At 71.5% G+C, this 23,839-nt stretch carries 19 protein-coding genes; 3 read left to right on the top strand and 16 right to left on the bottom strand.

What is annotated here, in order from left to right; all coding sequences use genetic code 11:
- The first annotated feature begins 33 nt into the window (after positions 1 to 33).
- Complete coding sequence (locus tag IF67_RS0107395; protein ID WP_048828799.1) at positions 34 to 750, top strand: GntR family transcriptional regulator; 717 nt, start codon at positions 34 to 36, stop codon at positions 748 to 750.
- A 17-nt stretch (positions 751 to 767) separates the two neighbouring features.
- Here IF67_RS0107395 and IF67_RS0107390 read toward each other — a convergent pair whose 3' ends face one another.
- Entirely contained in the window at positions 768 to 2,153 is a 1,386-nt protein-coding gene (locus tag IF67_RS0107390; protein ID WP_030983326.1) for an aminopeptidase P family protein, read from the bottom strand.
- A 156-nt stretch (positions 2,154 to 2,309) separates the two neighbouring features.
- On the opposite strand from IF67_RS0107390, the gene IF67_RS0107385 reads away from it, so the two are divergent.
- Entirely contained in the window at positions 2,310 to 4,637 is a 2,328-nt protein-coding gene (locus IF67_RS0107385) for a collagenase (RefSeq protein WP_037838972.1), read from the top strand.
- A 129-nt stretch (positions 4,638 to 4,766) separates the two neighbouring features.
- On the opposite strand, the gene IF67_RS0107380 is transcribed toward IF67_RS0107385, so the two are convergent.
- Both IF67_RS0107380 and IF67_RS0107375 read right to left on the bottom strand, forming a co-directional pair.
- Entirely contained in the window at positions 4,767 to 7,169 is a 2,403-nt protein-coding gene (locus IF67_RS0107380; protein WP_030983322.1) for a glycoside hydrolase family 65 protein, read from the bottom strand.
- Positions 7,166 to 7,930 carry an HAD family hydrolase gene (locus IF67_RS0107375; RefSeq protein ID WP_030983320.1) on the bottom strand — a complete coding sequence of 255 codons (765 nt, stop codon included), beginning with the start codon at positions 7,928 to 7,930 and terminating at the stop codon, positions 7,166 to 7,168. Before IF67_RS0107375 ends, IF67_RS0107380 begins: the two co-directional genes overlap by 4 nt.
- A gap of 178 nt (positions 7,931 to 8,108) precedes the next feature.
- Here IF67_RS0107375 and IF67_RS0107370 point away from each other — a divergent pair, with 178 nt between their 5' ends.
- Complete coding sequence (locus tag IF67_RS0107370; RefSeq protein ID WP_030983318.1) at positions 8,109 to 8,981, top strand: universal stress protein; 873 nt, start codon at positions 8,109 to 8,111, stop codon at positions 8,979 to 8,981.
- A 22-nt stretch (positions 8,982 to 9,003) separates the two neighbouring features.
- Here IF67_RS0107370 and ppk2 read toward each other — a convergent pair whose 3' ends face one another.
- The 13 genes from ppk2 to IF67_RS0107305 all read right to left on the bottom strand — a co-directional run bounded on the left by ppk2 (position 9,004) and on the right by IF67_RS0107305 (position 23,807).
- Positions 9,004 to 9,825 carry a polyphosphate kinase 2 gene (gene ppk2 / locus IF67_RS0107365; protein ID WP_030983316.1) on the bottom strand — a complete coding sequence of 274 codons (822 nt, stop codon included), beginning with the start codon at positions 9,823 to 9,825 and terminating at the stop codon, positions 9,004 to 9,006.
- Positions 9,826 to 9,858: 33 nt separating this feature from the next.
- A complete protein-coding gene (locus IF67_RS0107360) occupies positions 9,859 to 11,205 on the bottom strand; it encodes a nicotinate phosphoribosyltransferase (protein ID WP_030983313.1) in 1,347 nt (448 codons plus the stop codon).
- A 62-nt stretch (positions 11,206 to 11,267) separates the two neighbouring features.
- Complete coding sequence (locus IF67_RS0107355; protein ID WP_030983311.1) at positions 11,268 to 11,567, bottom strand: dsRBD fold-containing protein; 300 nt, start codon at positions 11,565 to 11,567, stop codon at positions 11,268 to 11,270.
- A 178-nt stretch (positions 11,568 to 11,745) separates the two neighbouring features.
- Positions 11,746 to 12,615, bottom strand: a complete 870-nt coding sequence (locus IF67_RS0107350) for a universal stress protein (RefSeq protein WP_030983310.1) — start codon at positions 12,613 to 12,615, stop codon at positions 11,746 to 11,748.
- 109 nt (positions 12,616 to 12,724) lie between these two features.
- Entirely contained in the window at positions 12,725 to 13,909 is a 1,185-nt protein-coding gene (locus IF67_RS0107345; protein ID WP_030983308.1) for a permease, read from the bottom strand.
- A gap of 103 nt (positions 13,910 to 14,012) precedes the next feature.
- The gene (locus IF67_RS0107340) at positions 14,013 to 15,299 is read right to left on the bottom strand and encodes an ABC transporter permease subunit (protein ID WP_030983305.1); all 1,287 of its coding nucleotides are present in this window, start codon (positions 15,297 to 15,299) and stop codon (positions 14,013 to 14,015) included.
- The gene (locus IF67_RS0107335; RefSeq protein WP_051817752.1) at positions 15,296 to 16,105 is read right to left on the bottom strand and encodes an ATP-binding cassette domain-containing protein; all 810 of its coding nucleotides are present in this window, start codon (positions 16,103 to 16,105) and stop codon (positions 15,296 to 15,298) included. The genes IF67_RS0107340 and IF67_RS0107335 overlap by 4 nt, the downstream gene beginning before the upstream one ends.
- Before the next feature lie 11 nt (positions 16,106 to 16,116).
- Positions 16,117 to 17,217, bottom strand: coding sequence for a sugar ABC transporter substrate-binding protein (locus tag IF67_RS0107330; protein WP_030983300.1), 1,101 nt, complete (start codon positions 17,215 to 17,217; stop codon positions 16,117 to 16,119).
- A complete protein-coding gene (locus IF67_RS0107325; protein WP_234341023.1) occupies positions 17,217 to 19,622 on the bottom strand; it encodes a SpoIIE family protein phosphatase in 2,406 nt (801 codons plus the stop codon). Before IF67_RS0107325 ends, IF67_RS0107330 begins: the two co-directional genes overlap by 1 nt.
- Before the next feature lie 338 nt (positions 19,623 to 19,960).
- Positions 19,961 to 21,625 (bottom strand): FAD-dependent oxidoreductase, encoded by a 1,665-nt coding sequence (locus IF67_RS0107320; RefSeq protein ID WP_051817750.1) that lies wholly within the window; start codon positions 21,623 to 21,625, stop codon positions 19,961 to 19,963.
- 205 nt (positions 21,626 to 21,830) lie between these two features.
- Positions 21,831 to 22,859, bottom strand: a complete 1,029-nt coding sequence (locus IF67_RS0107315) for a zinc-dependent alcohol dehydrogenase family protein (RefSeq protein WP_037838970.1) — start codon at positions 22,857 to 22,859, stop codon at positions 21,831 to 21,833.
- Positions 22,860 to 23,011: 152 nt separating this feature from the next.
- Positions 23,012 to 23,263 carry a hypothetical protein gene (locus tag IF67_RS0107310; protein WP_030983293.1) on the bottom strand — a complete coding sequence of 84 codons (252 nt, stop codon included), beginning with the start codon at positions 23,261 to 23,263 and terminating at the stop codon, positions 23,012 to 23,014.
- A 103-nt stretch (positions 23,264 to 23,366) separates the two neighbouring features.
- Entirely contained in the window at positions 23,367 to 23,807 is a 441-nt protein-coding gene (locus tag IF67_RS0107305) for a hypothetical protein (protein ID WP_030983291.1), read from the bottom strand.
- Between the last annotated feature and the right edge of the window lie 32 nt (positions 23,808 to 23,839).

Raw genomic sequence — 23,839 nt, 5'->3', positions numbered from 1 at the left:
CGCTGGCCCTCCGCGTCAACTTGAAGGAGCACGATGGGTGAACTCAAGCACCGCAGCCTGGTCACCGCTCAGGAGCGGCTGCGCGATCAGGTCGCCCATCAGCTGCGCGCGGCGCTGATCGCGGGGGAGCTCCGCCCGGGGTCGGTCTACTCGGCCCCGGGCCTCGCCGCGGACTTCGGTGTCTCCGCGACCCCGGTACGCGAGGCAATGCTCGACCTGGCCCGGGAAGGGCTGGTCGAACCGGTCCGCAACAAGGGCTTCCGGATCACCGAGGTGAGCGAGCGCGACCTCGACCAGTACACCGAGATCCGTGCCCTGATCGAGGTCCCGGTGGTCGGCCAGGTCACCCGCACCGCCGGCCGGGCACAGCTGGAGGCCCTCCGGCCGGCCGCCCTGGAGATCGTCGCGGCCGCCAGGGCGCACGACCTCATCGGCTACCTGGAGGCCGACCGCCGCTTCCACCTCGAACTGCTCGGCCTCAGCGGCAACGACCGCCTCGTCGAGACGGTCGGCGATCTGCGCAAGCGCTCCCGCCTCTACGGCCTCACCCGCCTCGACGAGCGCAACCAATTGCTGCCCTCGGCCGAGGAGCACGTGGAGCTGCTCGACGTGATGCTGACGGGCGACGCCGAGGCGGCCGAGTCCTGTATGGCCCGCCACCTCGGCCATGTCCGCTCGCTGTGGGCCCAGGGCCGTGACGAACCGCTGGTACCGCACCCACAGCGCGCGTCGGTCGTCCGCCAGGGCTGACGACCGACGCCGCCGGGTCAGGCCCGTCCGGTGAGGAGCCCTTCCATCCACTCCTCCACCCCGTCGGCGGTGCGCGGCAGCGCCGACGACATCAGCCGGGCCCCGTCCGCGGTGATCACCAGATCGTCCTCGATACGGATACCGATGCCGCGCAGTTCCGGTGGCAACGTCTCGTCGTCGGGCTGGAGATAGAGCCCCGGTTCGACCGTGAGGACCTGCCCTTCGGCCAGCACGCCGTCCAGATACTGATCCGCCCGCGCCCGGGCACAGTCATGCACATCGAGCCCGAGCATATGGCCCGAACTGCACAGCGTGTAACGCCGGTACAGGCCGCTGTCGGGGGCGAGTGCTTCCGCCGCCGGGACGGGAAGTACGCCCCAGTCGGCCAGCCCCTCGGCCAGGACGCCCGTACAGGCCCGGTGGAAGTCGCGGAAACTCGCCCCCGGTTTGAGGGCGGCGATACCCGCGTCCTGCGCGGCGAGCACCAGGTCGTACACCCGTCGCTGGACGGGGGAGAAGCGCCCGGAGAGCGGCAGGGTGCGGGTGATGTCGGCGGTGTACAGCGCTTCGGTCTCCACGCCCGCGTCCAGCAACAGCAACTGGCCGGGATCGAGCGGGCCGTCGTTGCGGATCCAGTGGAGCACACAGGCATGGGCGCCGGCGGCGGCGATGGTCTCGTACCCCGTGCCGTTGCCCTCGGCGCGGGCGCGCAGCTGGAAGACCCCCTCGATCCAGCGTTCGCCGCGCGGGTGGCGCAGCGCGGTGGGCAGGGACCGTACGACATCCTCGAAGCCGGTGGCGGTGTGATCGACGGCCTGCTGGAGCTGTGCCACCTCCCAGTCGTCCTTGACCAGCCGCAACTCGCTGAGTGTGCAGGCGAGTTCGGCGTCATGGGCGGCGTCACGGTCGGTCCGGTGGCGGACGAGGTCGTCCAGGTGCGCACAGCGGAGGCCGGTGAGCCGCCCGGCCTCGGTCAGATCGGGGCGGCGGCCCACCCAGAACTCGCCGTAGCGGCGGTCCCGGTAGAACTCGCCCCTGCCGTCCCGCGGTGACCGCGGCCGCAGATACAGCACCGCCTCCCCGTCCGGCTCCAGCACCAGGACATGCCCCGGCTGGTCCTCGCCCGTCAGCCCGGTCAGCCAGGCGTAGGCGCTGTGCGGGCGGAAGCGGTGATCGCAGTCGTGGGAACGGACCGTCAGCTCACCGGCGGGGACGAGCAGTCGTTCGCCGGGGAAGCGTGCGGTGAGCCGGGCCCGGCGGCCGGCGAACCGGTCGAAGCCCGGAACGCGGGACCCGTCGGGGAGCGGGGTGGCGGCCCACCCGCCGGTCATGAAGCCGGCGAGGGCGTCCGACACCGGCAAGTCATGGCTTCCGGTGTGGAGTTGAGGGGCGCGCGAGGTCATGTCGACACCTCCGGGAAAGAAAGTTACCTGAAGCCTTGTCAGTGCAATTTCACATTACTATGTTACGGGTCGCACCTCGTGGAGTGAAGGCCATGGCCCCACCCCCCCCGCACAACCCCCCACCCCCTCCCGGAGGTTCAGGTGTCACATCCGCGTATGCCGCGCAGGATCCTGCTGGCCGCGACGCTCGCCACCACCCTCGCCCTGCCGGCCGTCCAGGTGGCCCAGGCGGCACCCCACACGTCGGCCCTGCCCGTACAGCGGACCCAGGCGCAGCAGTCCGGGCACCGGCCCACTGCTCCCACGGCCAACCCCTTCGACCAGGTCCAACGCCTCGCCAGGACACCGAAGTCCGACCCCGCCCCGGCGCCGGCGCCGCGCACGGTGACAAAGAGAGGCCACATACCGGGCCCGCAGACCAGACCCTCCACCGCGCCGCACAGGCCGAGACCCGCCGTCGCGCCCTGCACTCTCGACGGCATCACCGGCCTGAGCCCCGAGCAGTTCGCGGACTTCCTCGCCGACCCGGCCGTCACGGCCGACGACTGCCTGCGCAACCTCGTCTGGACGTGGGACGCCCGGCTCATCCCCGTCATGTCCGACGCCCACGTCCAGGCCGTGGCCCGTCGCATCACCAGCCTTGCCGCCGCCCACGACGGCAAGAACAGCAGCCATCTGTATGAGATGTTCACGTATCTGCACGCAGTGGCCTACCAGGACTTCTCGCACGACGAGATCGACACCACCGACGCCCCCACCGTCGACGCCGTACGCCGCGCCGTCGACGCCTTCGGCTCCGCCGCCCGCACCTTCGACGTCACCCGGGCCAACGCGGACACCCTGCGCGAAGCCCTGAACGCCGCCAGCGCCCCGGGCCTGCGGCAGCATCAACTCGACCTGATCCAGCGGGTGCTGGCCACCATGGACGCGGCCCACCCCGCCACCCACAAGGACCAGGCCTGGGGCAACGCCGCCCTCGCCGCGCTCTCCGTCAACTACCTCGGCGTCTACCCCGGCAACAAGGACACCGCCTTCCAGTACGCGGTCGCCGCCGACCCCGGCTACCGCGCCGTCTTCAAGGCCTTCGCCGGGTACACCCACCTCAAGGGCACCCCCAATGCATGGGTCGTACGCGACGCGCTCGGGGAGTACGGCCGCTTCGGTCAGATCCCCTCCCTCAAGAAGGCCATCGTCGCCGACCTCGGAGCCCTCCTCCCCACCACCGTGGCGAACTTCGGCGAGGGCAGCGAACCCTGGGCCAAGGTCGCCACCTGGCTGGGCTTCTTCGACGCCTGCAAGCCGTACGGGGTGTGCAAGGAGGACATCGAAAAGCGGATCTTCCCGCGCACCTACTCCTACGACAACGGCGCCATCAAGGTCCGCACCGCCCTCGACCGCGCCGTCGTCGACCAGCTCTACTACGCGTCCAAGCAGGTCAGGGCCCAGTTCCACCGGGTGCTCGGCACCAGCGAGCCGCTCGCCGGCGACCCCAACACCACGCTCACCATCGTCCTGTACGCCTCGCGCGCCGACTACGAGGTCTACCACCCGCTGCTCACCGGCATGGGCACCAACAACGGCGGCGTCTACATCGAGCAGGGCGCGACCTTCTACACCTACCAGCGGCGCGTCCCCCAGGACTCCAGCCTCACCCTCGAAGAGCTCTTCCGGCACGAGTACGTCCACTACCTCAACGGCCGTTTCGCCGTCCCCGGCTTCTTCGGCGCAGGCCCCTGGTACGAGGGCGACCGCACCACCGCCATGGACGAGGGCAGCGCCGAGTTCTTCGACGGCTCGACCCGCGACAACGGCATTGCCGTGCGCCGGTCACTCGTGCGCGACATCATCGCGGACACCGCGGGCGGCAAACCCCGCATGACCGTCAACGAGTTCCTGCACGCGACGTACGACCACGACGGCTTCCGCTTCTACTCCTACGCCGGGACGTTCTTCGAGTTCCTGTGGCGCGAGCACCCGGCGCTGCTCCAGGAGATGTACCGGCATCTGCGCGCCGACGACCCGGCCGCGTTCGACTCCTGGCGCAACCGCATGGGGTCCGACGCGGGCATGCAGCAGCAGTACGACGCCTTCCTCGACGCGCAGATCGCCGCCGTCGACGACCTCTTCGTACCCAACACGACGTTCACCCCCAACGGCTCCCTGAAGTTCGCCACCCCCGCCGAGGTGCAGAGCGCGTTCGCCGCCGCCACCGCCAACACGCCCGCCTGCAAGGACGAGGGCGACCCGGGCCTCGGCCGGTTCCTCTGCACCGGCCGGATCACCGCCAATCTCGGCAACTCGGGCAGCCCCGACCAGGTCTTCAAGGACATGTCCGAAACCGTCGACTACTTCATCCTCGACCGCGCCAAGCCCGCCGCGAACAACTTCACCGATATGAACTGCTCCTTCGGCCCCACCGAGATCTGGCCCTCGGGCCGGGCCGGCAGCGCGGACTTCCGCTGTGAGGGCCCGTTGCGGCGGTGACTTGGCCGTCGAGCTCAGCGGTCGCACGGCCCGTCGTGCCGCGGACGGGCCGTGTCCGGGCGCGGCGCACCGGGCCCTCCCGGGCTCGCTCCGGCCCGCCGTCCGCCCGTCCGCCCGTCCGCCCGTCCGTCAGTCGTCGGGCAGATCGAGCCGGCGGGACGTACCGGGCGCGAGGGAGAACGAGCGGTCGCGCAGCTTCACCCGCACCGCGGCATTCTCGGACGCCGGTACCGCGATCCGCACCTGCTCGGCCCGGATGCGCAGATCGATGTCCCAGTGGCGCCGGAAGCGGATGCGGACCCCGAACTTCGAGAGCTCGGGCAGCGGCGCCGGGTCGAGCCACAGCGCCTGGTCGCGGGTCTCCAGGCCGGTCATCCCGCGCTGGACGAAGTCCAGGGTGCCGGCCATCGCCCCCAGATGGATGCCCTCCGCCGTGGTGCCGCCCTGGACGTCCGCCACATCCCCGGTCAGTGCCTCCTCGCAGTACGTCCAGGCGTCGGGGCGGTGGACACGGGCCAGGACCCAGGCGTGGACCAGGGCGCTGAGAGTGGAGCCGTGGCTGGTGCGGTGCAGGTAGTAGTCGACGGTGGCGTGCCAGATGTCGTCGTCGAGGGGGTGCCCGAGGGCGCGGAACACCGAGGCGAGTTCCGACGGCGAGAAGAGATAGCCGAGCATCAGCACATCGGCCTGTTTGGAGGCCTGGTAGCGGTTGGCCGTATCGCCCTCGGCCTCCAGGATCCGGTCCAGCCGGCGGATGTCGCCGTAGCGGTGCCGGTAGCCGTGCCAGTCGAGCTCGGCGAGGTCCCCGTATCCGGCGAACTGGCTGATCACTCCGCGGTGGTAGGGCACATGAAGCCGGTGGGCGATGTCCTCCCAGCGCTCGGGCTCGTCCGGGCACAGCTGAAGACGTTCGGACAGCTGCCGTTGCTCGGCCTCGGGGAGCGTGCGGCAGAGTTCGAGGGCACGCATCAGCACCCAGGCCGCCGTGACGTTGGTGTAGGCATTGTCGTCCACGCCCGGTTCGAGGGCTCCCGGATAGCCGTCGTGGTACTCGTCGGGACCGACGACCCCGCGGATGCGGTACCGGCCCAGGGCGGGGTCCCAGTCCGCGGCCGATGCCCAGAAGCGGGCGATCTGGAGCAGCATCTCCGCGCCCCTGGTGTGCAGGAACTCCGTGTCGCCGCTGGCCTGTCCGTACTGCCACACGTTGTAGGCGATCGCCGACCCGACGTGGTGCTGGAGCCGGGAATGATCGGGCAGCCAGTGCCCCGAGTGCGGATTGAGATGGAGCTCCTGGGTTTCCTCGCGGCCGTCCCCGGCGCTCTGCCACGGGTACATCGCCCCGGAACGGCCCGCTTCCCGTGCCGCGTGGCAGGCGGCGGGCAGCCGCCGGTGGCGGTAGTCGAGCAGGGCCCGGGAGACCTGGGGAAGGTGCAGATTCAAGAACGGCAGCACGAACAGCTCGTCCCAGAAGACATGCCCGCGGTACGACTCTCCGTGCAGGCCCCTCGCCGGCACCCCGACATCCAGCTCGGCGGTGTGCGGCGAGAGGGTCTGGAGAACGTGGAAGAGGTGCAGACGCAGAATCCGGCCGGCCTCTCCGGGGACCTCCAGCTTCGCCTGCCGCCACAGGTTCTCCCAGGCGCGGCGGTGCGACGCGCGCAACTGCCGGAAGTGCGGGGCCAGCACCACAGCGTCCACGGCCGCGTGTACCGGACTGTCGATCGCCGGGTCCCGGGAGGTGTACAGCGCCACCGTCTTGTCGACGACCGCGGGAGAGCCGGGGCTGACGGGCACCCACAGGGTCTGAGCGGCCTGTAGCGCGGTGAGTTGCGGGCGGGGCAGCACGCCCCGGCCGGAGGTGGCGCGGGTCCGGGCGGCCAGCGCGATACGGATGTCCGAGTCGAGGGTGCGGCAGCTCAGCCACACCGTGTCCCGCCGCTCGGTACCGGTGTCCCACCCCGTCAGATGCTGGTCCGCCAGCTCGCGGTAGCGCGCGACCCCGGCATTGCGCACCGCCCCGTCGATCCCGGACTCCACCTCCACCGTGCCCGCCCATCCGTGCGAGGCGAAACAGGTGCGCAGCGCGGCCAGATGGGGTTCTCCCATGTGCACCAGGCGGCATTGCTCCACGCTCAGGCGCCGGCCGGCCTCGTCCTCGTAGACCGACCAGCGGGTCAGCGTGCCGTGCCCCAGGTCCAGGGTCTGCCGGTGCTCCGTGAGGTGCGCGTGGTCGGGGGAGAGCCAGGGGCCGGGAGCCGCGTCGGCGGGGCAGATCCGGTAGCGCAGCGGGAGCCAGTTGGGCAGGTTGACCATGTCCTCGTTCTCGACGGGGCGGCCCCCCACGGTGGAGACGAGCCGGTTGTAGCAGCCGGCGGCGTAGGTGCCCGGGTAGTGCGCGGGCCCGGCCGGCACCTCGGACGCCGCGCCGCGGGTGGCGAAGTAGCCGTTGCCGAGCGCGCACAGCGATTCGCGCAGCCGTTCCGTGTCCGGGTCGTACCCCTCGTACGACCAGGTCCACGCCCGCGTCATGCCCCCTCCCCGGACGTCAGCAGCTCGCCCGGGTCGCTCACGACCACATCGGCGCCACGGCGGCGCAGCGCGGTGGCACTGTACGGGCCGGCGGTCCGGTCCACGCCCACCACCAGCCCGAATTCGCCGCGGCGGCCGGCTTCGACACCGGCGAGCGCATCCTCCACCACGGCGGTGTCCTCGGCCGGGACGCCGAGCCGCCGTGCCGCTTCCAGGAAGAGCGCGGGGTCGGGTTTGCCCGGCAGATGCAGCCGGCGCACCTCGTTGCCGTCCACCACGGCCTGGAAGAGCCCGAGCAGATCGGCGGCGGCCAGCAGCTCGGTCGCATGGCGGGACGCCGAGACGGCGGCGCACGGCACCCCGTGGTCCCGCAGTGCCCGCAGCAGGCGCACGGTGCCGGGCCAGGTGGCGACGGCACGGTGGTGCAGACTCGCGGTGAACAGCTCGTCCTTGCGGGCCGCGACGGCGCCGACGGTGTCCGTGCCCGGCGCGTCGTCCGGAGAGCCGAGCGGCAGCTCAAGACCCCGGGAGTGCAGGAATGCCGCTGCCCCGTCCTGCCGGGAGCGGCCGTCGACATACTGGAGATAGTCGTCCACCGGGTCGAAGGGCCGTTGTCCGCCCGCGGCCGACAGACACGCGTCGAAGGCGCTCTTCCAGGCCGCGGCATGCGTCCGGGCGGAGTCGGTGATGACCCCGTCGGTGTCGAGGACCACGGCCCGCATCGAGTGCAGGCAAGGGGCCAGGGACGGCGCGCCGGTCATGGTGACGGTTCCGTTCGTCGGTGTCTCCCTTCCATGGCACCACGGCCTGGGGCGCCGGGCGCGCCGCACGCCCCGGGGCGAGCGCCGCCCCGCCCCCCCGTCCCCTGCGCGCACCGCAACACGGTGCGACGGTGGCAGTACGGACCTCTTCGCCGAGGAGCGGAAGGGAGTGGGGACGATGGAGCATCCGCTGACCGTGGGGACCGACGGATCGGCTTCCGCCCTCCGTTCGCTGGACTGGGCGGTGGACGAGGCGGCACGGCGCGGGCTCCCGCTGCGGATCGTCCACGCCTCCCGGTGGGAGCGCTACGAGGGAACGGCGCCGCAGGGTCCGGAACGTCCCGGTGAGCAGGTGCTCGCGGAGAACATCGTGGCGTCCGCCGTCGAACACGCCCGCAGCCGTCACGCGGACCTCACGATCTCGGCGGAGGTGCTTGCCGACGACCCGGTCACCGCCCTGCTGAACGAGGGCCTCCATGCGACGGCGCTGGTCCTGGGCTCGCGGGGACGCGGGGAGGTCGCCGGACTGCTGCTGGGGTCGGTCGGTCTGACGGTCGCGGCCCGCGCCCGGTGCCCGGTGATCGTGGTGCGCGGCGACGAGGCCGCGCTCGCGGGGACCCACGAGCGCGTCCTCCTCGGCGTCACCGACCCGGCCGACGACCTGCCGGCCGTCCGCTTCGCCTTCCGCGCGGCCGAGGCCCGCGGTTGCACGCTGGAGGCGGTGTGCGCCTGGCACCGCCCCGCCCATGAGCCGCCCGATGCGCCGCCGCTCCCCGCGGATGCCCGCCGCTACCACGAGCAGCAGGCGGCGGAGGTGCTGGCCGACGCGCTGACGGAGGCGGCCGGTGAGCATTCCACGGTGCGGGTGCACCGCGCCCTGGTCGAGGGACCGGCACACAAGGTGCTGGTGCACCGCGCCGCCGCCGCGGATCTGCTGGTGGTCGGAGCGCAGCGCCGCCACGGTCACTTCGGCCTGCGGCCCGGCCGGGTGGCGCACACCGCTCTCTGCCACGCCGCCTGCCCCGTGGCGGTGGTGCCACGGCATGCCTGAGCCGGCCGCCACGTGCCCCGCCCTACTCCTCCAGCTCCGCCGCGTGATCGGGAACGTAGGTCTGGAGATCCCGGGGCGGGCGCTGGTAGCCGGTGGCCGGCGGCCGCGGCGGCAGGGTGAGCTCCGGCGGGGTGATGTCGCGGTAGGGCACCGTCGACAGCAGGTGGGCGATCATGTTCAGCCGGGCCCGGCGTTTGTCGTCGCTCTCGACGACGTACCACGGTGCCTCCGCGATGTCCGTGTGGACGAACATCTCGTCCTTGGCCCGTGAATACTCCTCCCAGCGGGTCAGCGACTCCAGATCCATGGGGGAGAGCTTCCAGCGCCGCGTCGGATCCTTCAGCCGGCGCCGGAACCGCTGTTCCTGCATCTCGTCGCTCACCGAGAACCAGTACTTGCGCAGCAGGATCCCGTCCTCCACCAGCATCCGCTCGAAGACCGGGCACTGCCGCAGAAACCGCTGGTGCTCGGCCGGTGTGCAGAATCCCATGACCCGCTCGACACCGGCCCGGTTGTACCAACTGCGGTCGAACAGCACGATCTCGCCGACGGCGGGAAGGTGCTCCGTATAGCGCTGGAAGTACCACTGGCCGCGTTCCCGCTCGGTGGGCCGGGGCAGCGCCACGATCCGCGCCACCCGGGGATTGAGGTACTGGGTGACGCGTTTGATCGTGCTTCCCTTGCCGGCCGCGTCCCGCCCCTCGAAGACGACGACGAGCCGGGCACCCTCGGTACGCACCCACTCCTGGACCTTCACCAGCTCCGTCTGCAACCGGTACAGCTCCCGCTCGTACAGCGACCGCGGCAGCTTCCCGGGGCCGATGCCGTGCTGCTTGTCCGCCATACGACGACGGTACGGAGAAAAGCCTCCGGTGGCTCAGGCGTGCGAGCCGAACGGAGCCAGGACCTCGCGCTCGATCCGCCGCCGGACATGCTCGGTCAGTGCGGCGAGCCGCTTGGAGACCTTCGCCCGCACGGGGTGCGGCGACCGGATGTGCCGGGCCGCGGCGGGCAGCCCCGCGACATCCGCCGCGACCCGCCGCCGGGCGTCCGCCAGACGGTCGTGCGGGGTGCTGCGCTCGCCGCCGCGCATCAGCGTCTCCAGCAGCGGCGTACTGCCCACCGGGACCGGCTCGTCCGCCAGGCCGAGCACATCGACGCACCCGGGCCGGCGGAAGACCTGCTTGCGCCCCGGGGCGGTCGCCTTCGCCGACGACAGCTTCATCATGGGGCGGCCGTCGTAGGCGACGAGCTTGTAGGCCGAGTCCAGCGCGGGAGCGTCGGCGCTCACCCCGACGAGGGTGCCCACGGCGTAGACGTCGATCGGTGCTCCCGCCCGCGCCAGATCGTGCACCGCGAACTCGTCCAGCCCGCCGCTGGCGACGATGCGCACCTGCGGCAGCCCCGCGTTGTCCAGGATCGAGCGTGCGCGGAAGGCCAGCCCGGCGAGGTCCCCGCTGTCCAGCCGGATGGCCGACCCGTCACCACGGCCCAGCCCGTTGAGCACCCGGGCCGCTGCCGCGACGCCGGATTCGGTGTCGTAGGTGTCCACCAGCAAGGTCACCGGTCCGGGATGGCAGAGCGCGAAAGCGGTGAACGCCGCCTCCTCGTCCCCGAACGCCTCGATGTACGAGTGCGCCATCGTGCCGACCGCCGGCAGATCCTCGGCGTGGGCCGCCGCCACATTGCTGGTGCCCGCGAAACCGGTCATGGCACCCAGCCGCGCCACCTGGTGGGCGGAGGCGGTGCCATGGGTGCGCCGCAGCGAGAAATCCACTACGGAGCGTCCCCGCGCGGCGAGCACGCATCTGACGCACTTGGACGCGATGGTCGTCTGATGACTGAGGTGGTGGAGCACATACGACTCCACGAGCTGCGCCTGCGGCAGCGGGGCGGTGACCTCCAGCAGCGGCTCACCGGCCAGCACCACCCGTCCCTCCGGCACGGCCCGGACCTCCCCGGTGAAGCGCATCCCCAACAGCGGAGCCAGGTCCCTCGCCGGCCGTTGCAGCACCTCCGCGAACACCTCGACATCCTCGCGGTCGACAGCGAAGCCGGAGAGAAAGTCGAGCACCGTCTCGGCCCCGGCGGCGACCAGAAATCCCCGGTCCGGCGGCAGGGCGCGTACGAAGCAGCTGAACGTCGCCGGTTGCGTCATGCCCTCGTGGAGGTACGAGAGGGCCATGGTCACTTCGTACAGGTCGGTGATCGTCGCATCCGACATGGCCGACTCCTTCCGCGGACCGCCGCGCCACCGGCCGGCCGGCGACGGCGTCCGCACCGGACTCACGCCATCGCGCTCGTCCAGCCGTAGGCGGCGCGATGCTCATGCCGGGGCGGTGCGGCTCCGACGCCTTCGAGATCGAGGTCCGCCACCCGCTGCAACTGCCCGGCGAGGTCCCGCATCGCGCGCCCGGCCGCGATCTCGTCCCCGATCTCCGGTACGTCCGGGTCCTCGGGGCTGCACCGGGCCGTCCCGTGCCCGGTCAGCGTGGTCGTTCCGGTCCGGAGCACCACGCGTGCCTTGGTCGTTCCGTCCTCCTCGAAGAGGTACAGACGGACGGGCCACTCGACTGTCGTTGCCATGGCTCACCTCTGCCTTCCTGCCGGGGGCCGCCTCCTCAGGCCGCACACGGGGCCGTCGTGCCCTTGGCAGCCGGTCCCCGCCGCATGAGCCCTCACCGTCATCATCCGCCTTCTCCCGCGGGTCGTCCTGGTGCCGGCCACCGGCCGTCTCAGACCGTGGACGCCCGCTGTCCCACGCTCACTCGTGCGGCACCACGGCCACCGGACACGGCGCGTGGTGGACGACCGCCTGCACGACATGGCCGATACGGCGCGTGGGCAACCGGAGCCGGTGCCGTCGCCCGACGACGAGCAGGCCCGCGTCCGCCGCGCTGTGCAACAGGGCCGGTGCCGGGCTCTCCATCACCACCCGCTCGTCCACCCGCAGGTCCGGATGCTTCTCCCGCCAGGGCTCCAGGGCCGCGGCCAGTTCCTGCCGCGCGTCCCGTGCGGCCTCCTCGGCAGCGATCGGCTCCACGCCGCCGCCCCGGTTGTACGCGTACGCGGGCAGGTGCCTGCCGTGTACGACACGCAGGGTCACGCCCCGCCGTGCGGCGCTGTCGAAGGCGAAGGCGAGCAGTGCCTCGCACGGCTCGTGCAGGCTCAGCCCGACCAGCACCTCCCCGTCCCGCTCGACCGCCGGCGCGCTCTTCCGGGCGCGTACCAGAACCGTGGGGGAGGTGCTGTGGGCCACCAGCTTCAGACCGAGCTCGCCGAGGGCGAAGCGGCCCACCGGGCCCAGGTCCCGGGAGCCGAGGGCCAGCAGGTCCGACTGCTCCGAGGCTTCCTGTAGGGCCTCCAGCGGGTCCTTGGGCACCAGGAGCTCGTCCACCGGAAGGTCCGGGAAGCGGGTGCGCACCGCCGTGCGGGCCTCGCCCATCATCCGATGGGGCCAGTAGTTCTGGTCTCCTTTCTCAGGGGGGTGGCGCTCCGGTTCCGCCGCCAGCATCACCCACGCATGCAGCAGCCGCAGGCGTGCCCGGCGCAGCTGTGCTTCCTGTGCCGCCCACAGGGTCGCGGACAAGGACTCGGGCGTACCGTCCACACCGGCGGTGATGACATCCTTCATGGCCTCGCTCCGTTCCTGGCGCGCTCGGCGCCTTCGCGCCCCTACCTCAAGGGTGCTCGACCTCGCGCGCTCCGGCACGAGCCGATCGGCCCCCACCCGCCGATGCCGGTCAGTGCGGGCCGTGCCCGGTGCCGTCGTCCGTGGTGGGCGTCCGCCGGCCGGCGTGCGGGGTGCCGCCCATCATCCGGAGCATGGCCGGGCCCCCGGTGCGCAGAAAGCGGTGGACCAGCGCGGCGGCAAGGAGGAGGAAGACGATGTTGAGCCAGGTGGTGTAGTCCCAGGAGACCCCGGACATGGGGATCTTCGCGTCGGCCCGGTGGGGGATCAGCCCCAGTGCGCCGAAGCCGAATTCGACCGCATAGCCCGCGACGACGGCGGCCGCATAGAACGTGGCCGGCAGGAACAGGGCCATCCGGGCTCCGTAGTATTTCCGGTAGATGTTCAGGATCGGCAGGATCAGCAGGTCGGCGAAGATGAAGGCGACCACTCCGCCGAAGCTGATACCGCCCTTCCACAGGACCACCGCCAGCGGCACATTGCCGATGGAGCAGACGAACGAGGCGAGCGCCACCAGCGGCCCGATCAGCGGGCCCCAGAGCTTCTCGGCCAGTGGGTGTCCGTCGAAGAAGAAGGCGCGCCAGAAGCTGTCGGGGACCCAGGCGGCGATGGCACCGGCGATCAGCAGGCCGATCACCAGATCCTTGATGATCGCGGCCCATTCCATGACGAAGACGTGCGCGGTCGCGGTGTGGCCCTCGGCGGAGAACAGCCGCCGGGCGAAGGACCCCTCGCGGCGTACGGACATGTCCATCGCGGCATGGCCTTCCATGGAGCCGGCCAGCCCCCGTTCGGCCTGCTCACGGGCCTCGCGCAGCAGCTTGTCCCGCAGGAAGAGGCGGAACAGCACGGCCAGGACCACGATCATGACCGGCCCGCCGATGAACTCGGCGGCCGTGAACTGCCACCCCATCAACACGGCCAGGATGACGCCGAGTTCCACCACCAGGTTCGTGGAGGCGATCTCGAACGCCATGGCCGCGGTGAAGTCCGCGCCCTTGCGGAACAGGGACCGGGCCAGCGCGACCGCGGCGTACGAGCAGGAGGAGGACGCGGCGCCCAGCGCGGAAGCCAGCGCCAGGGTGCGGGGACGGTCGTCGCCGAGCAGACCGGCCACGGTGGACCGGCGTACCACGGCCTGGACGACCGCGGACAGCGCAAAGCCCAGGATCAGCGCCCAGGTGATCTCCCAGGTCATGGATCCGGCGATGGACAGTGCGTGCAGGATCGCGGGCATCGGCTGAGGTGTTCCGTGGCGTACGGCAGCCGAAACGCCCGCCCGCGCGTCGGACCGCCGGCCGTCCCCTCGGCGTCAGCCCGCCGGCCGTCCGCTCAGCCCGTCAGACCCGTCCGTGCGCCTTCTGCGCCCGCCTCGCCAGCGAGTCGATGACCACGGCGATGAGCAGCACACCGCCCGTGATCATGAACTGCACGGCCGTCTGGATGCCCATGAGGGCCACCCCCGAGGCGATCGACTGGATGACCAGGACACCGAGCAGGGCCGACCAGGTCCGGCCGCGTCCGCCGAACAGACTGGTGCCGCCGATCACCGCGGCGGCGATGGCATCCATCAGCAGCAGGCCCGCCCCCGACGTCTGACTGGCCGAGGTGACGCGCGAGGCCAGGAACAGGCCGCCGACCGCGGCCATCGTGCCGGACATCATGAAGACCGAGATCCGGACCAGATCCACATTGAGGCCGGTGCGGCGGGAGGCCTCGACGCTGCCGCCGAGCGCGAAGATCATGCGTCCGTAGCGCGTGCGGCGCAGCACGAAGTCGAGACCGACGAGCACGACGAGGAAGATCAACAGGGCCAGGGGGAGCCCCAGGAACTGGTTGAGCACGGCGGCGGAGGCCATGGTGATCACCGCCAGCACGCCCGTGCGCAGAAGGATCTCGCTCAGCGGAGGGGCGGGCACGCCGGCGGCCCTGCGCCGCCGCGCGTCGTGGTACGAAGCGAGGAAGTACCCGGCGGTGCCGAATGCCGCCAGGCCGTAGGCGGCGGCCACATTGGTGAAGTAGTAGCCGGTCAGCATCGCGAGCAGGCCCTTGTCGTCGAGGTTGATGGTCCCGCTGGAGCCCAGGATGTAGAGCATCAGGCCGTTCCAGCCCAGCAGGCCCGCAAGGGTGACCACGAACGCCGGCACCCCGACCTTGGCGAAGAAGAAACCCTGGATCGCCCCGATCACCATGCCGCCGAGCACCGCGAACAGCAGCGCGAGCCCCTCCGGCACGCCGTGTTGCACGTTCAGCACCGCGAAAGCGGCCGCCGCGAGGCCGCTCACCGAGCCGACCGAGAGGTCGATCTCGCCGAGCAGCAGCACGAAGACGACGCCCACCGAGATCATGCCGGTGCCGACGATGTCCACGCTCAGACCGGACAGATTGCGCGGCGAGAGGAAGTTCTCATTGAGGCTCTCGAAGATGATCCACACCACGACCAGGCCGAGGGCGACCGGGACCGAGCCGAGTTCGCCGCTGTGGAACCTGCGCTTGAACAGGTCGAGGACGTTCCGCGGGCCGAGCCCGGCCTTGAGCCGACGCAGGCCGGCGGCGGCCCCGCTCTCGGGAGTGCCGCCTTGCCCGCCGGCCGGCCTGTGCTTCCTCAGCGCCCATGTTCTGCTCACAGCTCCCCCTCCCGCCCGTGCGCCTTGCGGCGCGTCACGGCGTTGTCCGTGGCTCCGGTGATCGAGGAGATGATCTGTTCGTGGGACGTCGTCGTCACATCGAAGAACCCGTTGTTGCGTCCGAGTCGCAGTACGGCGATCCAGTCCGCGACGGCCTTGACGTCACCCATGTTGTGGCTGATGAGCAGCACGGCGAGACCACGTTCGCGCAGCCGCTCCACCAGGTCGAGCACCTGGGCGGTCTGCTCGATCCCCAGGGCGGCGGTGGGCTCGTCGAGGAGCACCAGCCGGGGTTCGCCCAGCAGCGAGCGGGAGATCGCCACGGTCTGCCGCTGGCCTCCGGAGAGCGAGGCGACCGGGAGGCGCACATTGGGCATCCGGATGGAAAGGGTGTCGAGCAGGCCCAGGGTGAGGCGCTCCATCTCCACCTCGTCGAGGATTCCGGCCCGGTGGATCTCGCGGCCGAGGAAGAGATTGCCGACCACGTCGAGGTTGTCGCACAGCGCGAGGTCCTGATAGACGGTCGCGATTCCCAGGTCCTGGGCCTCATGGGGGCGGGTGATCTGTACGGGACGGCCCTCCCACTCGACCACGCCCTCATCGGCGGGATCGACACCGGCGATCACCTTGATCAGCGTGGACTTGCCTGCGCCGTTGTCGCCCACGAGCGCGACGACCTGACCGGCCCGTACCTCCAGATCGACATCCGCCAGCGCCTGGACGGCGCCGTACCGCTTGAAGATGCCGCGCAGCGCCAGCAGGGGCGGTGCCGGCCTCGGCCGCCGGAGTGTTGCGCCGGACTCCATGGGCACCTGCCTTATCCGGTGAGCCCCGCCGCCCGGCAGGCGGACGCGAACTTGGGGGTGCAGATCTGATCGATCGTGTACATGCCGTCCTTGACCACCGTGTTCCTGATGTTGTGCACGGTCACGGAGACCGGGGTGAGCAGCACGGCCGGGATGCCGCGGGTGGTGGGGCTGTTGACCGTGTGTGTGGTGATGCCGTCCAGCTTCTTGCCGCGTCCCAGCGCGACGGCCATGGCGGCGGCGGTGTCGGCCTCGGGCTCGAAGGGCTTGTAGACGGTCATGTACTGATCGCCCTTGACGATGCTCTGAATGGCGCTGAGTTCGGCATCCTGCCCCGTGATGGGAGGCAGCGGGTCGACCTTGGCGGCCCGCAGGGCGGAGATGACGCCGGCGGCGAGCCCGTCATTGGCGGAGTAGACGCCGTCGATGTGGTCGGCACCGAGCGCCGAGATGGCGGCGGACATGTTGAGGTTGGCATTCTCCGGGCGCCACCCGGCGGTCTCGTAGGCCTTCCCGATCTTCACCCGGCCCTTGAGTACGGCCAGTGCGCCCTGCTCGAACCAGGCGGAGTTGGGGTCCGTCGAAGCGCCGTTCATCATGACGATCTGGGCGCCGTGCGCCTTGTCGCCGAGGGCCTTGAGAAGCGCCTCGCCCTGGAGCCGGCCGACCCTCTCGCCATTGAAGGAGACATAGGACGAGACCGGTCCCTCCACGAGGCGGTCGTAGGCGACGACCGGGATTCCTGCCGCCCGTGCGCTCTCCACCGGAGCGCGGAGCGACTTGGAATCGACGGCGTCGAGGATCAGTACCCGGACCCGCTTGGTGATCATCGCGTCCATCTGCTGCTGCTGGGTGGCCACATCGTGCTCCGCGCTGACGGTCTCCACCGTGCACTCCGGGCACAGCTGGCGGATCTTCTTCTCGATCAGGGGCTTGTCGAAGTGATAGAGGCGCGAGGTGTTGTCCGGGAGCAGCACACCGATCTTCACCTCGCCGCCGGAGGCAGGCCCGCTCGGCTCACGCGCTCCGCCGGCCTGCCCGCAGGCGGCCGGCCCGGCCACCATGCACAGCCCCGCCAGGAGGACGGCAGCGCCACGCGGACGAGCACGCATCATCGGGCCTCCTCACCCTCCGGCCGACCGTCCGGAGCGGCCGGCAATTCCTCGGCGCCTGGCTGCTCGCCCGGCCGCAGCGGGACCTCGCTCCACACCTGCTTGCCGCCGCTGAGCGGCACCGAGCCCCAGGACGCCGACATCGCCTCGACGAGCAGCAGCCCGCGGCCGCCGGTCGCCTCCCAGTCCACGCTGGCCGGTTTGACGGGTGAACGGGGCGAGGCGTCGTTCACCGCGATCCGCAGCCGGTCCGCGGCCAGTGTCAGATCCAGCCGCACCTCCCCCTGGGTGTGCGCAATGGCGTTGGTGACCAGCTCGGACACCACCAGCAGGGCCACGTCCAACTCCTCGGTCACGTTCCAGGAGCGCAGGGTGCGCGCGGTGAAGCGGCGGGCGTGCATGACGGCGTCGGGCAGCCGCCACACCGTCCAGCGCACCCGGGTCGGGCGGACGCGCATCCCGTCGTAGCGCAGCACCAGCACCGCCACATCGTCGTCGCGCCGCTTCGCGTCCCCGAGAAGCTCGTCGGCCAGCCGCCCGGCATCGGCCGGATCGGCCGCGGCGAGCAGCTCGCGCACCCGGCCGATGCCGTCCTCCAGACGGAGCGTGGCCGACTCCACCAGGCCGTCCGTCAGCAGCGCGAGAACCGTGCCGGGGGTCAGACCCACCTCGGTCAGCGGGAACTCACCCTCCGCGGCCACCCCCAGCGGAGGCCCGCCCTCGACCGACAGCGCCTCCGTACTGCCGTCGGGGAACCGCAGCAACGGCGGCAGATGCCCGGCCCGGACGAACCAGGCAATGCCCTCCTCCATGTCCAGATCCACATAACAGCAGGTCGCGAACAGATCGGTCTCCATGCCGAGCAGCAGCCGATTGGCATGGGAGACCACCACATCCGGCGGATGGCCCTCCACCGCGTAGGCCCGGATGGCCGTGCGCATCTGGCCCATGATCGTGGCGGCGCCGGCGCTGTGGCCCTCCACATCGCCGATGACGAGCCCGACATGGCCGTCGGAGAGCGGGATGACGTCGTACCAGTCGCCGCCCACTTCGAGCCCCATCGTGGCGGGCAGATAACGGGCGACGGCCACCCCGCCGGGCAGCGCCGGCAGCTTGCGGGGCAGCAGACTGCGCTGGAGCATCGTGGCGAGTTCATGCCCGGCGTCCAGTGCGTGGGCGCGTACCAGGGCCTGGCCCACCAGCCCCGCGGTCGCCGTCAGCAAGGACCGCTCCTCCGGCCCGAACGGATGCTCCTCCTCCCAGCCGATCAGGCACATCCCGACGATCCGGCCGTCGGCGGGCAGCGGCAGGACGGCGAGACCGCCGGGCCCGATGCCCGCCAGGCCGGGTTCGAGGGCCGCGCCCGGAGGCCACAGGGCCACATGGCCGCCCCGCAGCACGCTCTCCAGCGTGGGCAGGGAGTGGCACGAGGTATCCGGCCACTCGGACCGCCACTCCGACCGCCATGCCGCGGGCCAGGCATCGGGCTCCGGCGGGTCGAGGACGGTCACCACGAACCGGTCGGCCTTCAGCTCGGCCACCGCCACCCGGGTGGCCGCCAGCGGCATCCGCAGGGCGGAGACCACCACCCGGCTGACGTCCCGGATGGTCGTGGCACCGGCCAGCGCGGCGGACAGCCGCTGCACGACGGAGACCTCGTCCGCACCGGGGCGCAGATAGGAGGCGTCGGCAACCACTCCCAGCACACGCTCCGGGGCGCCGTCGGCGTCGACCAGTACCCGGCAGCGCAGGCTCAGCCAGCGCAGTTCGCCGTTGGGCCGGCGGATACGGATCGACAGCTGCTGGCCGGCGGTGGGCAGCCGGCCCGGCTCGACGAGCGACATCAGCGCGGGAACGTCGTCCGGAGCGGTGCGCTCCAGCAGGGTCTCCACCCGCCGGTCGAACTGCTCGGGAGCGATGCCGAACAACTCCATCACCTGGGCATCCGCGTCGATGCGTCCGGTGCCCAGCGTCAGCGTGAACGCGCCGCCCCGGAGGGTGTCCAGCCCCGGCCCCAGCAGCGACCGCCGCTCCGTCCGCGCCATGACCCGGGCCGCGACGGCCTCCAGCCCCGCGGCCACCTGATCGGCGTGCAGCTCCAGCAGATGGCGGCGGTCGGCGTCGAAGGCGTCCGCGGCCTTGTCCATGACCACCAGGCATCCCAGCCGCTTGGCCTCCCCGCCCAGCGGCAGCACACCCATCGAAACGTCGGCCGGCAGCGCCCCGGCACCGTCCCAGGGCTCCGCACCAGGACTGCCGGGGGGACCCGTGACGCCGTACTGCGCCAGCTCCGCCGGGCTCAGCCACAGCGGGACGCCGGTGCGGAAGGCGGCGGCGACCGGTGAGCTGCCGGACATCGCGAAGCCCGTCGGCAGGCCGTAGGGAGCGCCGGAGCCGCCGACCATCTCGGCCAGCTGAAGTTCGCCGCCTCCTGCGGCAGGCACGTAGACGGCGGTCAGCTCAGCCCCGGTGGATCCAGGGACTCGTGCGGTCACTGCCTGTACCGCCTCCGTATGCCGGAAGCCGTCGTCGTAAGCCACGGTCGCCGTGTCCGCCCTCGGGGGCCAGAGCGTCCACCCCGCCACCGCCTCACCGGATATGTCGTCATTCACGGCCTCCTCTCCATGGTGCGGCACGCAGGGAGGCGGGAGCGAGTCGGTGAGCGGATCACGGTGGGTGACCAGGGGAGACCTCCACGGCAGCGGACCGGACGGATCGTCCCCGAGGGGCGGCGCGGTACGGATCAGCGGGTGACCGGCCGGATGGACTGGGCGTGCCGGAACACATTGCGCGGGTCCCAGTAGTCCTTGACCGCCTGTAGGCGTGCGTAGTTGTTGCCGTAGTACAGGCGGTGCGAGGGCTGGCCGGAGCGGTTCCACTCGGGGTCGTCGAGGTCGGTGTCGGGGTAGTTGATGTAGCACCCGTCGGTCACCGGCATCGGCTGCTCCCCGGCCGGGGTGGTGGTCGGCGACAGCACGGGCACCCCGCCGGTGTCCTTGTAGACATCGCGGTAGAACTCGCGGATCCAGCGCAGGTGCGGTGCCGCGATCGAGGGGTCGATGTCGGCGTCCTGGTAGTCGGCGACACCGTCGTCGTTGGAGTCCTTCTGCCAGTTCCAGTACGTCTGGTACTGGAGCTTCAGCACGGAGCTGCGTTGGTAGACCGCGGTGTCGGCGCTGTCGGGGAGGTTGATCGCGGCGCCGTAGGAGTCGACCTGGAGCAGCGCCTGGGGGTTGTTGTAGCCCTTGCCCGACAGGTGGGTGAAGATGGCGTCGAGCTGCGGTTCGGTGAAACCGCGCGTCATATACGCCGACTTGTACTTGCCGCACTGGTTGTCGCCGGAACCGTTGAGCGTCTGGGTGGCGGTGAGCCACGGCAGCCGGGTCGGCACGTGCAGACCGCCCATGGGCGCGTGCTCGCCCATGCGCCGGTCCAGCGGGGTGGGTTCGACGCCCAGGTCCTGGGTGAGCCACTCCAGGAAGGCCTCCAGCCGTTCCACGCTGTCCGGCCTCGTGGCGTCGAGCTGGGTGATCAGCCCGATCTTGCCGTTGGCGCGCTGGTTCAGCTTCAGCAGGGTGAACATGTCGCTGTAGTCGCGGCGGAGGGACGCCGGGAGTTCCGGGGTGTTCTCGTACTCGAAGAACAGCCCGTAGTTCCGCACCAGCGACTTGAAGCGGTCCGGGTGATCCTTGAGGTCATCCCACGGCCAGGCCACGGCATGCAGCAGGACTTCGGACGGGGGCTTGGGCAGCCCCTTGAACCAATACCGGGTGACGATGCCGAAGTTCCCGCCGCCCCCGCCGGTATGGGCCCACCACAGATCCCGCAGTTCCTGCTCGGGCGCATCACGGCGCGCGATCACGACCTCCGCATGCTGTCCGTCACGGACCACGACGACCTCCACCGCGTAGAGGTAGTCCACGGTCAGGCCGTGCTGACGGGAGAGCAGGCCGTAGCCGCCGCCGGCCACATGGCCGCCGGCACCGACGGAGTAGCAGGAGCCGCCGGGCAGCGCCACGCCGAAGGGCGCGTAGAGGTGGGTGGCGACATGCCAGTTGTTCGCCCCGGACTCCACGCAGTACGCGCCCATCTCCTGGTCCAGGTAGGCCCGGTCCATCTGCGCGAGGTCGAGGATCACGCCCACGTCGTCGCCGCAGACGAAGTTCTCGTAGCAGTGGCCGCCCGACCGGACCGTGATCCGCCGATGCAGATCCGCATCGGAACGGTGGCTCGCCAGATACTTGTTGAGCGCGGCGACGGCCTCGCGCGTCGAGCTGACCACTGACACATAGTCAGGTGTCGCGATGAAGCGCTGGTTGAACCCTCTCCGGAGGGCCTCGTAGCGGGCATCGCCCTGGCCCACTTCGGTCCCGCATGCGGCTCCGGCCGCGATCTCGTGGACGGTCATCTGGTCTCCCCTTGTCGACGCAGCGCAACGTAGTCAATTGACTACTATCCGTGACTATGGCGAGGGTTGCGAGTACCTGAAAGGAGTCAGCCGGTGCACCGGGGTTGACTTCCGCACTTCCTGCACTGCCCGCACATCCCGCACTTCCCGCTCGCGGCGTGGCGGCTCGACGGCCACGCCGCCGCGACGGCCGCCGTCGTGCCGGTCAGCCCGGTGTCAGGACGGCGGCCCCCTCGACCCGGTCGGCGGCCAGGTCCGCGAGCGCCTGCGGGGCGCGGCTCAACGGGTAGGGGCTGACGGTGACCCGGATGCCGATCCGCGCCGCGGTGGCCAGGAACTCGCGGCCGTCCTGGCGGGTGTTGGCGGTCACGCTGCGCAGATTCCGCTCGTGGAAGAGGTGGCGCTGATAGTGGAGCGGGGGGATGTCGGTGAGATGGATACCGGCAACGGCGAGTGTGCCCGAGCGGTCGAGGGCCTCCAGCGCCACCGGCACCAGATCGCCCACGGGCGCGAAGAGGATCGCCGAGTCCAGCGGTTCGGGAGGGCGGTCGTAGGCGCCGCCGGCCGAGGATGCGCCCAGATCGAGGGCGAGTTGACGGGCGCGCGAGGATCGCGTCAGCACATGCACGGTCGCGCCTTCTGCCAGTGCGACCTGCGCGGCCAGATGCGCCGAGGCGCCGAACCCGTAGATCCCCAGCCTGCCGCCGGACGGCAGTGCACTGCGGCGCAGCGCGCGGTAGCCGATGATCCCGGCGCACAGCAGCGGCGCCAGCAGGGTGGCGTCCTGGCCGTCCGGAAGCGGGTAGGCGTAGTCCGCGGGGACGAGGGCGGCATCGGCGAATCCGCCGTCGGCGTCCCAGCCGGTGTACAGGGACTCCGGACAGAGGTTCTCGTGGCCCGCACGGCAATACCGGCAGCTGCCGCAGGTGCTGCGCAGCCAGGCCCCGCCGGCCCGGTCGCCGGTGCGGAACGCCGTCACCGCCTCGCCGGTGGCGACCACGCGGCCGACGATCTCATGGCCCGGTACGGTCGCCGGCCGGTGCGGGGGCAGGTCCCCCTCCGCCAGATGCAGATCCGTACGGCACACCCCGCAGGCCTCCACCGTGAGCAACAGGTCATCGGGGCCCGGCTCGGGAGCGGGACGGCGGATAGGGGCCAGCGGCCCGGAAGCCATCGGGCCGGGACGCCGGACGGCCCAGCCGGACACCGGGTCCGGGCCTGCAACGGGGGCCATGTCCCCAGGGTGGCGTCCACCGGAGAGACCCACAAGCGGTGCGGCGGGGCCCGTCGGCGCTCCGGAGGCCGTGCCGTGCGGCGTGCCGTACGGGCGTGCCTCGGGCACGGGCGGGCCGCTGGTGGCCGGGCGGTGCGCAGGGCGCATCCGTCCTACCTGAAGAGCGCGGCCAGCTTCCGGATGATCCTGGAGAACAGGCCCGGCCGGGCGGGGGGCGGGGCCGCGGCGGGGGCGGTGGCCGGCGGCGGCTCGGTCGGCGGCGGATCGGCCGGCGGCGGGGGCGCCGGGATGGCCGGCTGCTGCGGGACGGCCTCGTCGGCGGGTGTGCGCGGGGGCTGCGGCTTGTTGCGTACGAGCTCGGCGCGGACGAGCGCGCCAAGAGCGGCAAAGACGTCGAGGGGCATGCCGAATCTCCTGCGGTGGAAGTGCCGAGAGCTGATGACGGCAGGCCGCGATCGCCCCACGGTCCCGTTACGGGAGGGGGTCGGCGAAGGCGGCCGGGTCGGCTCAGCAGCGCAGGACGGCCATGCGTGGTGGCGATGCGGGGGCGGCGGTCGTGACGGCGGCCCCGGAAGACACGTCCTCGGACGCGGTGATGGTCTGCTCGACGGGGGAGTCCCCCAGAGCCTTGCCACCGGACCCGGTCGGGACCTGATGGCGCAGATGACAGGCCGACGCGTCGCACAGGCGACGGACGCCGCTGCCGGGGTGCTTTCCGCTGCCTCCGGTCGACGCCAGCACCGGACCCGCGGAGAGACAGGGCCCCGCGGCCGGGCCCGGTACGGCGGGAGCGTCGGCCCGGGGCGGGCAGCCGTGGGCATTGGGGCCCGGACCATGGGGGGAGCTCGGGGTGAGTGCGGCGTGCAGCAGGGCCAGCAACGCGACGAACACCAGCACGCGCCAGCCGCCAGTTGCCGCGGCGCGGCCTGTGCTGACGGTGTTGCGCATGCGAATCTCCCAACCTTCTTCGAGGAGGAAAT

The sequence above is a fragment of the Streptomyces sp. NRRL S-1813 genome (assembly GCF_000719605.1).
GTDB classification, from domain to species: Bacteria; Actinomycetota; Actinomycetes; order Streptomycetales; family Streptomycetaceae; genus Streptomyces; species Streptomyces decoyicus.
The sequence above is the reverse complement of the archived record's forward strand: the minus strand, read 5'-3'. Positions and strand labels throughout refer to the sequence as shown.